Genomic DNA, 13,112 nt, shown 5'->3' on the forward strand with positions numbered 1-13,112 from the left:
CGGTCTACGGAGCGACCTCCGGTACCGGCGTGCGACGTCGGGTAGCACCCCAGAGGCCGACGCCGATGCCCACCACCGCGCCGCCGAGCCCGATGATCTGCTGTCCGCGGGTGAGTTCACTGTGCACGCTGCTCCCGCCGAGGAGGTCGGCAGCGTCCGCTCCGCCCGAAGCCAGGAACCATCCCCGGGTATTGCGGCCGCGCAATCCTGCCGACAACAGGAGTCCGCCGATCAGCGCGTCGCGATAGCCCATCGACCGCAGCAGCAGCCGCGCCGACGGGCCCGGATCGTTCGGCTCACCCCACAGCTTGTTGGCGCCCATCGGGTCCGCCAGAAAGTGCACTCCGGAGGCCAGCCGGATACTGCCCGCGATCACCGCGGCCTTGTCGATCGACATGTGGTTCCTAGAGGGTCGCGGTGAACGGGCCGAGGAGCTGACAGTCCGGCGCAACGTTCTGCCCCATCCATACGGGGCAGCCCCGACCGGTCGCGATATAGGTGAAGCCGGGCTGGTACGGCACCGTGATCGTCGCGGGATCCGCGCCGCGCCCCTGCGTGCAATGCGTAACCCCGTCCGCGCCCAGCAGACAGGCGACCGCTTTATACGGACCGCCGCCCGGCCCGCATCCCGCGAGATCCGTGGTGGCGGTGACCCCGCCAGGGCCGACCACGGGCGGCGAGAGGGTGTACGTGCACGGCGGCAGCGGTCCGGCGCTCGCGATGGGGGCCGTCACGGCAGCACCGCCAAGGGCCACTGCGAACGCTGTCAAGACCACGTACGTCGGCCGAATCATGGCCGAATCCTAGATCAACTACGTGATTCGTCGACGTGGATTGCGTGGATCGTGAGCGGTTCCCGACCTGCGGCGATCAACTATGCGACACACTATGTCCATGCATCCCGCTGCACCCCGCCTGCTGATCGCGGGCAGCCTGGCCGCGTTGGGCGCCGTCGGAGTCCTGGCCACCGCGCAACCCGCCCACGCCGACAACATCGGCTACCTCGTCAACGTCACCGTGCGGCCCGGATACAACTTCCCCAACGCCGATGCCGCGCTGTCCTACGGCTACGGCGTGTGCGACCAGATCAACTCCGGAGTGAGCTACGGCCAGCTGGTCAACACCGTCAAGGCGGACTTCTCCACCGGCGACGAGTTCCAAGCCTCATACCTGATCAGCCAATCCGCCCAGGAGCTGTGCCCCGCCGCCATATGGCAGCTGCGCCAGTCTGCTGCCGGCTACGTGCCGTCCACCTAGTTAAGGAATGACCCGTGCTCCATCGAGTGATCCACGCCGGCACCGCAGTCGGCGCAGCCACGCTACTGGCCATGGTCGTCGCACCGGCCGCGCACGCCGACAACACCCGCCTCAACAACGGTGTGGTCGCCAACGTCTACACCGTCCAGCATCAGGCGGGTTGCTCCACCGACATCAAGAAGAACCCCGCACTGACTCAGGCCGCCGAGTGGCAAGCCAACGACGTCCTCAACAACCGCGCACTCGACGGCGATTTGGGATCTGACGGCTCCACACCTCAAAGCCGCGCTGCTGCAGCCGGTTTCACGGGAACGGTCGCCCAGACGGTGGCGATCAACCCCGCCCTGGCGATCAACAACCTCGACGTCATCAACCAGTGGTACAACGACCCGGCCGCTTTCGCGATCATGTCGAACTGTGCCAACACCGCGATCGGCGTCTGGTCCGTCAACAGCCTGGACCGGTCGGTCCTGGTGGCGGTGTACGGCCAGCCGGCCTGACTCACGGCAGAATCCGCAACCCCCACTGCCCCAGCAAGGGCTGCACGAGGGTGAAGTACGTGGTGTAGTCGTCGCCGTCGGGCGAGGACATCAAGATGCCGACGGCGCTGACGGTGCCGTCCGGATTCTTGACGAAGCCCGGACTGCCGCTGTCCCCTTCGAGGCTGTAGACGCTGGCTTCGACGACATCACCTTCGACGCCCTTGACCTCACCGCAGGTCTCCCCGGTGACCGCGCCGACCTTGCAGAACGGCATACCGGCGCGAATCTGGCTGGCGCCCAGCACGTCCCGCACCGGGTATCGGCCGCCGACGTCGCCATTGGGTGCGCCCACGCCGGGGTCTAGGCGAATGATGGCCGCGTCCCGCTTGTCGCCGTTCACCTCGCTCGCACTGATGGTCCCGAGCAGAGTGTCATCCTCGCCGTAGGTCCACGCCGAGCCGTCGTGCGCATCGCAGTGTCCGCTGGTCAGCAAGTAGTAGTTGCCGTCGTTGTCCTGCGCAGCGAAACCGGAAGTGCAGCGACCACTTTCGTCGTCGACCTCGATGCCCGGGGTGGGCGGCGGGGCCGCCATCGCAGGGCTTGCCAGCCCGACAGCAACGCTCAGAGCCACACTCGCCCGGCGCGCGATCCGCCACCCAACACCCATTTCGCCTCCCCTGCTCGGAATCGAGGCGATCGTACGATAGGACCGTGGCAGACTTCGCCGAATGACGGCGAACGTCGCGGTGATCGGTGCCGGCCCGGCCGGGCTGGTGGTGTCGCGGTGGCTGCTGTCGCAGGGTCTCGAACCGTCGATCTTCGAGCAGGGTCCCACCCTCGGCGGACAGTGGACCGCGCAACCCGGCCGAAGCGGCGTGTGGCCGGGCATGCACACCAACACCAGCCGCATTCTGACCGCGTTCAGTGACCTCCCGCTGGACGGAGATCTCGTATCGCTCGGGTTGAGAAAAACACGAATGAACCTGGCCGCCATCACCTTTGCCCGCGCCGCGGGTGTGGAGCCGCGGCTGGAGAGGTGGCCGGACCTGCGGCGCGCGCTCCTGTTCGGCCCGCTTGCGCCGAGTTGTTTCCGACTGGAGGGTCCCGACGCGCTGCCGGACTCCGCGGCCCGGTTCGCCCGGGAAGCGGCTGCCTTCGGCGCGATCACCGACAACGAACTGACTCTGCAGGAACACAGCTACTGGTCGAGCGTCGAGCAGGCCCGTACCCACGGACACCGTGAGGTTTCCGGGAAGTAACGGTCGAGCAGCGTTATCGCAAACCATGCGCGCTGCCACCCCTGAGCCGAACCGCAGGCCAGGCCGAAAATAATGGCGCTCTGGCAAATTTTCTTAGCGACGTATTACCGCTAAGAGCTTGCCACCTTAATTTTGACCCATACGTTGAACCTCATGTTGATCGACGTTCGCTGGCTTCAGTTCCTGCTGAAGCGCCCCGCGCACAAATAAGCCCGTCACCGGCGGCGATGCTGACCTGCCCATGGGTATGGTCGGCCGCCTCCGCACCACCGGCGCTCAGCCGGGGAATCGAACGGTGGTTCCCGGCGTGAGCGCCACGACGCGACCGTGGCATTCCACGTCGACCTGGCCGGTGTCGCGGGGATCCACGCTGATGATCACACCCTTGCCGCTGACCCGAAGGTGCAGATGCAGGCCACGATAGTGAATCGGGACTGCCAGCACGCCCAGTGATTCCGGCCAGTGCGGCGACAGGATGATGCGGCCGGAACGGGTCTCCAGCCCGGTGAAGCACCGCTGCATCAGGTCGACGCTGCCTGCCATCGCCGCGAGGTGAATGCCCTCGGACGTGGTGCCACCCTGGATGTCGGAAACGTCGGACGTCAGAACCTGTTGGAAGAACTCCATGGCGCGATCACGGTTCCCGCGGGCCAGCACCCAGCCGTGGACCACACCACTGAGCGTCGACCCGTGCGATGTGCGGGCGATGTAGTAGTCGACCGTCTTCGGGATCTGTTCGCGCGAGAAGCGGTACCCGAGCCGGTCGAGTATCTCCCGCAACTCGTCCGACGACATGAGGTAGAGCAGCATCAGCGCATCGGCCTGCTTGGACGCCTGGTAGCGATTGACGTCGTCGTCCTCGGCCTCCAGGATGCGGTCGAGGCGCTGGATGTTGCCGTACTTCTCGCGGTAGGCCTCCCAATCCAGTTCCTTGAGATCGCCGTAGCCTTCGAACTGACTGATGACATCCCCACCGGGCTCCGACCCGGTGCCCGGGGCAAAGTGGAACGGGACGAACATCCGGCGGCTCACCTGCTCCCACTTCGCCAGTTCGGCACTGTGCAGACCGAGCGTCTCCCGCAGGTCGAGGCGGCTCGGCAGGGGCAGCAGATTCAGAGCGTCGAAAGCCCGCATGATCACCCACACCGCCATCACGTTGGTGTACGCGTTGTTGTCGATGCCGTCGTACGGCGCGTTCGGGTAGCCGGAGTGGAATTCGTCCGGCCCGATCACGCCCCGGATGCTGTAGCGGTCCCGCTCCTCGTCGTAGCTTGCTCTGCTGACGAAGAAGCGTGCGATCTCCGCCAGCATCTCCGCTCCATAGTCGATCAGATACGCGAGATCGCCGGTGGCCTGATAGAACTTCCACACGTTGTAGGCAACGGCGATTCCGATGTGGTGCGCGCGGGCGCTCGAGTCGGGGTTCCACCGGCCGCTGCGCGGATTCAGGTGCAGCAGTGGGCTTTCCTCGCGTCCGTCGCTGCCGGACTGCCACGGAAACATCGCGCCGGCATAGCCGGCCGCCGCCGCGGCGTGCCGGGCTTCCGGCAGTCGCCGGTAGCGGTATCGCAACAGTGAACGGGTGATCATCGGCAGCCGCAGATTGAGCACGGGGAAGATGAACAGCTCGTCCCAGAAGATGTGGCCGCGATACGCCTCGCCGTGCAATCCGCGCGCCGGTACCCCGACGTCGAGATCGGCACTGTTCGGCGACACCGTCTGCAGTAGATGCAGCAGATGCAGTCGCAGGATGCGCAATTCGTCGGAGAAGTCATCGAACTCGATGGACAGTCGCTCCCATAGATGCACCCACTCGGTCAGGTGCCCGTCGAGTAGCTCCGCGAACCGGCCCATCTGGCTCAGCCGGCGTTGGGCGTCGACGCTGGGTTCGGATGTCGCGACGTCGCGCCCCGTGTAGAGAGTCACCACTTTCTCCACCGTCAACGCCTCACCGACAGAGAGCCGCACGGAGATGTCGTGGCCGATTTCTGCGTCCGCGTCGAATGGCTGATACGCAGCCGGCACGGGCTCGCCGTCGCGCCAGACGGTGCTACGCGCCGCCATCGCGATGGGAATGCGCGACTGGTTCGTCTGCACCGCCAAAAGCACCGAATTGCTCGAGATTTCGCGCTTCTCCAGCGTCTCGAGATGGGTGTCGGCCAAGTCGCGGTAACGCTCGACCAACGCGTTGCGGACATTGCCGTCCAGCGTCGAGCGAACCTCGATCACCCCTGACCAATTCTCGGCGACGATCGTCGTCGCGAGCGCACCCACGTGCGGCATGTGCATGGCGATAAACCGTTGTTGGCTCAGCGAGCTCGTGCGGCCTGCGTCATCGGTGAAGCGGACCTCGCGGGTCAGCACCGCGCCGCGAAGATCCAGGGTCTGCCGGTAGGACAGCACCGTGACCGCGTCGATGTCGAACCAACTGCCGTCGTCGATCCGGAAGGTCAATGCCAGCCAGTTGGGCAGGTTCACCAGACTCTCGTTGTCGATCGTCTCGCCCGATATGTCGTCGACGAGACGGTTGTACACCCCGGCGGCATAGGTGCCCGGATAGTGCACCTGGCCGGCTTTCGACTCGGGCGCAGCGCCCCGGGTGGCGAAATAGCCGTTCCCTACTGTGCACAACGCCTCCCGGAGCTTCTCGCTCTGCGGGTCATATCCCTCGAAGGTGAAGTCCCAGGCCTCGCTCGACGCGTGAAGCTTGTAGGCCAGCCACCGAGAGCCGCGTTCGATGAACGCCCGCACCTGATCGGGACCGGCCAGGGTGAAATGCGCGGCGGTCTTGCGGTCGCCGTCCTCGTCGTGCCGCACGACGATCCCGATGCCGTCGAATTGCACTGCGTCGAAAGCATCTTCGTCGGTCAGATCGTCGCCGATATAGATCGGCAGCAGCGAATCGGACCCATCGATTCGCTCGAGGATCCAGGCCAGCGTGGTTCCTTTGTCCCAGTCGATGTCCGGTCGCAGCTCGACGAGCATGCGCCCGCTGGTCACCCGTAGATCATCGTGCTGTCCGAGCCGGTGCGTCGCGGCGACGATCTCGCCGACGTACTCGGGCGCGACCTCGCGGTAGTGCACCGCCACGGCGAAGCGCTTGTGCTCCACTCGTACGCCCGGAATGTGCGCCAGGGTTCCTCGTAGCTCATCGGCTGCGTCCTGCAGGGCGGCCACGGCCGCAGCAGCCGCGTCGTTCTGGTGATATGTGCCGTCGGGCGCGATCAGCTCGAACCCGTGGCTGCCGGCATACCAGATGCCGGGTATGCCCACCCGGTCCCGGATATCGGCGAGGTCCCGGCCGCTCAAGACCGCCACGGGGCATACCGCGGAGACGAGTTTCAGCGCCTCGGCACCTCCATCGACAAGCTCGGCCGCGGCGGGATCGGACACGATCGGGGCCAATGTTCCGTCGTAATCGAGAAACAACACCGACTGTCGGGCACTGGTGACACCGATGAGCTGACCATAGGCTTCCAGCGCGTTCGGGAGGTCGGAGATGCGCTTGTCCCCTACCCGAACCGCGACGTCGGCCAGGTCGGCCAGCACGACGTCGGCTCCGCACCGCACCAGTGTGTCGGGGTCCCCGGTTCCGTCGAGGCCGATGACGAGAGCGAATCCGCCATCGTGAGCCGCACTGACCCCGGCGTCGGTGTCCTCGACGACAGCTGCACGTTGCGGACTGACCCCGAGTCGGCGCGTGGCGCCCTCCAGACTGTCGATGCAGACATCGAACAGATCGTCTACCCCGGCGGCTTTCAACACGTCCTGAAAGCGCGGGTTGGACCCGTGGGCCGCGGTTGCGACGCCGCCGCCGCGTAGCTTGCGCGCCAGTTCGACCATCGCCTCGAACAGTCGCGGGTCGTCGATCAGCGCACCATCGAGATCGAAGATCACCGCGTCGTGGTAGCGGGGGTCGACAGTGACCGGCAACTTCACCGCACAGCTCCTCGGCAACGAATTGACAGTGGGACGCAATGGAATTCGGCGTCGTTCATGAAGAGTGCGCAAGCTGTTGCTCGAGTTGCAGCAACTGGCCGGTGGTCCTCACCACCGTGTCAGGATTGAGGCTGATCGAATCGATACCGAGGCGGACCAGAAACTCGGCCATGTCGGGATAGTCCGACGGTGCCTGACCACACAGACCCGAGTGGATCCCGTTGCGGCGGCAGCCCTCCACAGCCAGGCGGATCATCTCCTTGACTCCTTCGTCGCGTTCGTCGTAGTCGAACGCCACGATCTCGCTGTCCCGGTCGACACCGAGAGTGAGCTGAGTCAGATCGTTGGAACCGATGGAGAACCCGTCGAAGCGTTTGGCGAACTCGTCGATCAGGATCACGTTGTTGGGGATCTCGCACATCGCGTACACCTTGAGCCCGTTCTCGCCGCGGCGCAGACCGAGCTCGGCCATCGTCGCCAGGACCAGGTCCGCCTCGGCGACCCTGCGGACGAACGGCAGCATGAGCACGACGTTGGTCAGGCCCATCTCCTCACGGACCCGCCGCATCGCGCGGCACTCCAGCGCGAAGCCCTCGGCATACGCGGGATGGGCGTAGCGCGAGGCGCCACGGAAACCCAGCATCGGATTGCTTTCGGAGGGTTCGAATCCCGCGCCGCCGACCAGGCTGGCGTACTCGTTGGTCTTGAAGTCCGACATCCGTACCACGACGGGCTTCGGCCAGAAGGCGGCCGCAATGGTGCCGATCCCTTCGGAGAGGCGCTCGGCAAAGAACGCGGCCCCGTCGGGATAACCCTGGGTGAGCCGGTCGATGGTGCGACGAGCCTCGGGGTCGTCGACCTTCTCCGGGTGCAGCAGGGCCATCGGGTGGACCCTGATGTATTCGCTGATGATGAATTCCATCCGAGCCAGTCCCACACCGTCATTGGGCAGGAATGACGTCTTGAAGGCGAGGTCGGGGTTCCCCAGGTTGATCATGATCTCGGTGCGTGGCCGCGGCATGTCCCCCACTTCCGTGCTGTCCACACGGAAGGCCAACGCACCGCGGTACACGCGTCCCGAGTCACCCTCGGCGCACGACACCGTCACAACGGTGCCGTCGGGGACCGACGTGGTCGCGTCGCCTGCGCCCACCACGGCCGGTATGCCGAGTTCCCGGGCGATGATCGAAGCGTGGCAGGTGCGCCCGCCCCGGTTGGTGACGATCGCGGCGGCGGTCTTCATCACCGGCTCCCAGTCGGGAGTGGTGGTGTCGGCGATCAGGACCTCGCCCGGCTGGAACTGCGCCAGGTGCGTGACGTTCTCGATCCGCCTGGCGGTGCCGGTGGCGATCCTCTCCCCGACGGAGCGGCCCTCGGCGAGGATCTCGCCCCGGCCCTCAAGCACGTAGCTCTCCAGCGCCGTCATGCTGCGCTGGGAGGCGACCGTCTCCGGCCGGGCCTGCACGATGTAGAGCTTTCCGTCCAGGCCGTCCTTGGCCCACTCCATGTCCATGGGGTGGCCGTAGTGCCCCTCGATGGTGCATGCGTAGCCGGCCAGCTCCAGGACGTCGTCATCGGAGAGACAGAATCGGGCGCGGTCGGCTTTGGGCGTGGGAATGTTGCGCGTGGTGTACTTCGTCTGCCCCTCGACGAAGATCATCTTCACCGCCTTGTCGCCGAGCAGGCGACGCAACACCGCGCGATGCCCGGCCAGGTAGGTCGGCTTGTGGACGTAGAACTCGTCGGGGTCGACCGCGCCCTGAACCACGTTCTCGCCGAGGCCGTATGCGCCAGTCACGAACACCACGTCGCGAAAGCCCGATTCGGTGTCCAGGGAGAACATCACCCCGAGGAGGCAAGGTCGGAGCGCACCATCTTCATCACGCCGATCGACAGCGAGACCTTGAACTGGTCGAAACCCTGGTCGAGGCGGTAGTGAATGGCGCGATCGGTGAACAGGCTCGCGAAACACCGGCGGCACGCATCCAGGAGGCTTTCTGCGCCTTTGACGTTGAGATAGGTGTCCTGCTGGCCGGCGAAGCTCGCGGTCGGCAGGTCCTCGGCGGTCGCCGAGGACCGCACCGCCAGGCTGACCTCTTCGCCGTACTCGTCTTGGAGCCTGCGGTAGGCGTCGACTATCTCGGCGGCCAGGTCATCGGGCAGTCCGGCGCCGTAGACGATCTCCCGGGCACGTTTGGCCTTGCGCGCCAGCGCGGTGACGTCGGTCGGGTCGAGCTCATCGAGTTCGGCATGCAGCGGTTCCCAGGCGCCGGCGGCATCCAGCATGTAGCGATACGCCTCGGCGGTGATGGCAAAACCGTTCGGGATGCGCACGCCCTGCCCGGCCAGCTTTTGGTACATCTCGCCCAGCGAGGCGTTCTTGCCGCCCACCAACGGCACATCGGCGATGCCGAACTCCTCGAAGAAGCGGACGTACTTGGGCATGCTCATGATCCATCCCTTCGCGATGCGCACATGCGGTCGGATCGCCGCTCCCGCATACGGTGGGGCCTAGACCGTCGAGTGCCGTTGCCAGACAACACCTTTTCCACACCTGTCAACTTCGCACGGGGGGACACCCGCAGACAGGGCCGAAGGTCACCACATCGACAACACGGCCGCAGGTCCCGGCGGCGAATGGCGTGGCACGTGTGCTGGTTCGCGTGGCGGGGGACGTCCGCAGCGGGGCTTGCGATTGATCGCTCCTTATACTGCTGTGCCACATAGGTTTTCAGCGGAGCAGTTGATGCCGGACCACTCGGTCGCGAAGTGTTTCCGGACAAGGTCGAGGGCCTCGGCTGTGACGACGCCTGCCGGCTGAGCCGTCTTTCCTGCCCACGACTCGGTGACCTTGGACCCTTATCCACGCGAATTCGTCACGATCGAGGTGATCGCCCGTCCGCGCATTACCGACCACGTAGCGCCCGATCCTGCTTGTACGATGCACATCATTTCCCAAGCGCGATAGAAAACCGGTCAGTGTCAGAACCAACGATTCAATTCCGCCGCCTCGCCGAGCAGGTTGCTGATCAACTGCGGCGGCGAATTCTGTTGGGTGAGCTGGCCGACGGCAGCATCCTGCCCAAAGAGGACGAACTGCTGCGCGAGTTCCCGGTGAGCAAGCCGTCGCTGCGCGAGGCGATGCGCATTTTGGAAGCCGAAGGACTGCTGCGGGTGCGGCGCGGCAAGCTCGGCGGCGCGGTGGTGCGCCGCCCCAACGCCGCGAACGTCGCCTACACGGTCGGACTGGTGCTCGGCTCGCAGGACGTGAGCCTGTCGGATGTGGGTGGGGCGTTGCGGCAGATGGAGCCGGCGTGCGCTGCGTTGTGCGCCGAACGGGCCGACCGCGATCACACCGTCGTTCCGGCACTGCGTGAACTGCACGCCGAAGCGGTCGAGGCCGCCGACGATTTTCAGCGTGCGATTTCGGCGAGCCGTCGCTTCCACGAAGCGCTGGTCGCCCTGTGCGGGAACCAGACCATGATCATGCTGGCCGGAGCGCTCGAGACGCTGTGGTCGGCGCACGAGCAGCGCTGGTCGACCCGGGTGAGCGACGACGGCATCGTCCCCGTCGACGAGCGGCTGGCGGTCCTCGAGGAGCACCGGCAGGTGATCGACGCGATCGAGGCCGGCGACGCTCGCCGGGCTCATGACCTCGCCGCCGCGCATCTGATCACGGCCCAGCACTACCCCGGTTCGGCGGGAATGGTCGACCCCGCGATGGTGCGGCACTGGGATCATTGACGCCGGTCCTTATTTTCATATGATTTGGTAATGGCTGACGACCCCGCCGCGGCGACCAGCGTCGAAGCGGCGCAATACCGGGCCGCCGGTTGGTGGACGGACACGACACTGTCCGACTGCGTACGCCGCAACGCCGCGGGCTCCCCTGCCAAAACGGCGTACATCGACTTCACCCTCGACCCCCCGGAACGGGCGCTGACCTGGTCGGAGTTCGACAACGCCGCGACTAACCTGGCCGTGCGGCTCCATCGCGTGGGCGTGACCCCGGGCGACCGAGTGGCAGTCTGGCACGGCGACAGCATCGCCATCCACGTCCTGCTGGTGGCGATCGAGCGCTGCGGCGCGGTGAGCGTCGGTCTCGGGGCGCGCGCCGGCGTCCGCGAGGCCGCGCAGATCATGCGGACCGCGCAGCCGTCGCTTCTGGTCAGCGACCAGGCGCGTGCCGCTCAGGCCGAGCAGGCTGCCGCCGACGTGTCGGTGCCGATCGTGGTGATCGGGGCCGGCGAACTCACCATCGACACCGCTCCGAATTCGACGGCCGAGCTCGCACCAGTAGGCCCTGACGACCCCTTCCTGATCAACTCCACCTCGGGCACCACCGGGCTGCCCAAATGTGTTGTGCACACGCAGAATCGGTGGCACTACTTTCATCAGAAAGCGGTCGCCAACGGTGAACTGACCGCCGACGACATCTTCCTCCCGGTCATCCCCACCCCGTTCGGCTTCGGGATCTGGACCTCCCACACGACACCCATCTACCTCGGGGCGACCACCGTGCGCATCGAGCGCTTCGACGCCGCGGCGACATGCGCCGCCATTGAACGCCACCGAGCGACCGTGTTGTGCTGTGTGAGTACGCAACTGATGATGATCCTGGCCAACGACGCCTCACGCGAGCATGACCTGTCCAGCCTGCGGGTGGTGTTCACCGGCGGCGAGCCACTGCCGTACACCCAGGCCGCGCGGTTCGAGGAACTGACCGGCGTCACGATCCTGCAGTTCTACGGTTCCAACGAGACCGGCATGCTCAGCGCCACCACCGTCGACGACTCACTGCACCATCGGCTGCGGACCGCCGGACGTATCGTCCCCGAGATGCAGGTCCGGCTGTTCGACGGTGACGACGACGTCACGAAATCCGGTCGGGGGCAGCCTGCTTGCCGCGGGCCTGCGCTCAGCCTCGGCTATCTGGGCGGCACCGATCATGACAAGCTGTACACCAAGGACGGCTGGATGCGGATGGGCGACATCTGCGAGCTGGACGACGACGGCTACCTGGTGCTGGCGGGACGAACCTCGGACTTCATCCTGCGCGGCGGCAAAAACATCAGCGCCGTCGCGGTGGAGGAGGTCGTGGCCAGCCACCCCGCCATCGCGGTGGCCGCCGCCGTGGCCATGCCTGATCCTCTGTTCGGGGAGCGGGTGTGCGTGTTCGCCGAACTCAAGAGTCCCGGTGACACGCTCGTGCTTGCCGACCTCGTCGAACACCTGCTGCGACAGGGAGTTTCCAAAGAGCTGCTGCCTGAACGGCTCGAGGTACTCGACGAGTTGCCGCGGTCCTCCGGCGGCAAGATCGCCAAAGGCCAACTCCGCGAGAATATTCGATCGATACTGGAGCAATCATGAGCACACCGGAAGTGCGCCGAGGCGGCCTGGGAGTATGGGCACCCTCGATAGTGCCGCCCATCGGTGTCGACCTCACCGACGAGCAGAAGATGGCGATCGCGTTTCGCCACCTCGCCGACATCGGCTTCGCGGAGAACATGGCCGGCCACATCACCTGGCAACCTGACGGGCAGACCGGGCCGGATGGCCGCTCGGACAAGCCTCACTCCGAGATGTACGTCAACCCGTGGGGGTTGTGGTGGCAGGAGCTCACCGCATCCGACATCTGCGTCGTCGACGAGGACGGGCACGTGGTCCGCGGCCGCTGGGATGTCACCCCGGCCATCCACCTCCACACCGAGATCCACCGGCAGCGACCCGACGCACGGGTGGTGATTCACAACCACCCGTATTACGTCAGCCTGATCGCCGCGCTGGGAATGCTGCCCGAACTCGTCCACCAGACCGGGGCGCTGTTCCTCGACGACATGTATCTGGTGGAGAAGTACGACGGTGAGATCGACGCTCCCTGGCGCGCAGCCGAACTCGCCGGCCAGATCGGGTCGGCCAACCTGGTGATCCTGGCCAACCACGGCGTGATCGCCACCGGGCACGATCTGGCCGCGGCGGTCTACCGGGCGGTGTCCATCGAACGGGTGTGCCGACTGGCCTACGACGTGCTGGTCAGCGGGCGCGAGCCGTCGAAGATGAATCACGGCGACCTGGTCGGCATGCAAGCGTCGCTGATCGAACGTGCCGCCGACGTGTACTGGGCCGGCGCGGCGCGCATGACCATCAAGGCCGACCGCGGCGTGCTGGACTGAAA

The 13,112-nt window shown here is 66.0% G+C and carries 10 protein-coding genes and 1 pseudogene; 6 read left to right on the forward strand and 5 right to left on the reverse strand.

Features of this window, described 5'->3' with window-relative positions:
• Nucleotides 1-4: 4 nt before the first annotated feature.
• Nucleotides 5-397, reverse strand: a complete 393-nt coding sequence (locus tag D3H54_RS20225; RefSeq protein WP_149380612.1) for a DUF4267 domain-containing protein — start codon at nucleotides 395-397, stop codon at nucleotides 5-7.
• A gap of 7 nt (nucleotides 398-404) precedes the next feature.
• Nucleotides 405-794 (reverse strand): hypothetical protein, encoded by a 390-nt coding sequence (locus D3H54_RS20230; protein WP_149380614.1) that lies wholly within the window; start codon nucleotides 792-794, stop codon nucleotides 405-407.
• Nucleotides 795-894: 100 nt separating this feature from the next.
• Here D3H54_RS20230 and D3H54_RS20235 point away from each other — a divergent pair, with 100 nt between their 5' ends.
• Nucleotides 895-1,257, forward strand: a complete 363-nt coding sequence (locus D3H54_RS20235) for a DUF732 domain-containing protein (protein ID WP_149380617.1) — start codon at nucleotides 895-897, stop codon at nucleotides 1,255-1,257.
• Nucleotides 1,258-1,328: 71 nt separating this feature from the next.
• Nucleotides 1,329-1,757 (forward strand): CAP domain-containing protein, encoded by a 429-nt coding sequence (locus D3H54_RS20240; protein ID WP_149383645.1) that lies wholly within the window; start codon nucleotides 1,329-1,331, stop codon nucleotides 1,755-1,757.
• A 1-nt stretch (nucleotide 1,758) separates the two neighbouring features.
• On the opposite strand, the gene D3H54_RS20245 is transcribed toward D3H54_RS20240, so the two are convergent.
• Nucleotides 1,759-2,331, reverse strand: a complete 573-nt coding sequence (locus D3H54_RS20245; RefSeq protein ID WP_286199306.1) for a S1 family peptidase — start codon at nucleotides 2,329-2,331, stop codon at nucleotides 1,759-1,761.
• Nucleotides 2,332-2,467: 136 nt separating this feature from the next.
• On the opposite strand from D3H54_RS20245, the gene D3H54_RS31520 reads away from it, so the two are divergent.
• Nucleotides 2,468-2,998: an NAD(P)-binding protein gene (locus D3H54_RS31520; protein ID WP_210419578.1), complete on the forward strand. Its 531-nt coding sequence runs from the start codon at nucleotides 2,468-2,470 to the stop codon at nucleotides 2,996-2,998.
• A gap of 276 nt (nucleotides 2,999-3,274) precedes the next feature.
• Here D3H54_RS31520 and otsB read toward each other — a convergent pair whose 3' ends face one another.
• Both otsB and ppsA read right to left on the reverse strand, forming a co-directional pair.
• Nucleotides 3,275-6,937 (reverse strand): trehalose-phosphatase, encoded by a 3,663-nt coding sequence (gene otsB / locus D3H54_RS20260; RefSeq protein ID WP_149380621.1) that lies wholly within the window; start codon nucleotides 6,935-6,937, stop codon nucleotides 3,275-3,277.
• A gap of 55 nt (nucleotides 6,938-6,992) precedes the next feature.
• Nucleotides 6,993-9,388, reverse strand: a pseudogene (ppsA, locus tag D3H54_RS20265) (phosphoenolpyruvate synthase).
• A 528-nt stretch (nucleotides 9,389-9,916) separates the two neighbouring features.
• Here ppsA and D3H54_RS20270 point away from each other — a divergent pair.
• The 3 genes from D3H54_RS20270 to D3H54_RS20280 are packed head-to-tail and all read left to right on the forward strand — an operon-like array spanning nucleotide 9,917 to nucleotide 13,110.
• On the forward strand, nucleotides 9,917-10,681 hold the full coding sequence (locus D3H54_RS20270) for a FadR/GntR family transcriptional regulator (RefSeq protein ID WP_149380623.1): 765 nt from the start codon (nucleotides 9,917-9,919) through the stop codon (nucleotides 10,679-10,681).
• Nucleotides 10,682-10,711: 30 nt separating this feature from the next.
• On the forward strand, nucleotides 10,712-12,307 hold the full coding sequence (locus tag D3H54_RS20275) for a class I adenylate-forming enzyme family protein (RefSeq protein WP_149380625.1): 1,596 nt from the start codon (nucleotides 10,712-10,714) through the stop codon (nucleotides 12,305-12,307).
• Entirely contained in the window at nucleotides 12,304-13,110 is an 807-nt protein-coding gene (locus tag D3H54_RS20280) for a class II aldolase/adducin family protein (RefSeq protein WP_149380627.1), read from the forward strand. Before D3H54_RS20275 ends, D3H54_RS20280 begins: the two co-directional genes overlap by 4 nt.
• The last annotated feature ends 2 nt before the right edge of the window (nucleotides 13,111-13,112 follow it).

Source organism: Mycobacterium sp. ELW1, from assembly GCF_008329905.1.
In the GTDB taxonomy this organism is placed as follows: Bacteria; Actinomycetota; Actinomycetes; order Mycobacteriales; family Mycobacteriaceae; genus Mycobacterium.

Excerpts from the sequence above, each read along its gene's own strand:
- D3H54_RS20280 (WP_149380627.1), top strand. The coding sequence starts at position 12,304 with ATGAGCACACCGGAAGTGCGCCGAGGCGGCCTGGGAGTATGGGCACCC.
- D3H54_RS20275 (WP_149380625.1), top strand. The coding sequence starts at position 10,712 with ATGGCTGACGACCCCGCCGCGGCGACCAGCGTCGAAGCGGCGCAATAC.
- D3H54_RS20230 (WP_149380614.1), bottom strand. The coding sequence starts at position 794 with ATGATTCGGCCGACGTACGTGGTCTTGACAGCGTTCGCAGTGGCCCTT.
- D3H54_RS20225 (WP_149380612.1), bottom strand. The coding sequence starts at position 397 with ATGTCGATCGACAAGGCCGCGGTGATCGCGGGCAGTATCCGGCTGGCC.
- D3H54_RS20245 (WP_286199306.1), bottom strand. The coding sequence starts at position 2,331 with ATGGCGGCCCCGCCGCCCACCCCGGGCATCGAGGTCGACGACGAAAGT.
- D3H54_RS31520 (WP_210419578.1), top strand. The coding sequence starts at position 2,468 with ATGACGGCGAACGTCGCGGTGATCGGTGCCGGCCCGGCCGGGCTGGTG.
- D3H54_RS20235 (WP_149380617.1), top strand. The coding sequence starts at position 895 with ATGCATCCCGCTGCACCCCGCCTGCTGATCGCGGGCAGCCTGGCCGCG.
- D3H54_RS20240 (WP_149383645.1), top strand. The coding sequence starts at position 1,329 with ATGGTCGTCGCACCGGCCGCGCACGCCGACAACACCCGCCTCAACAAC.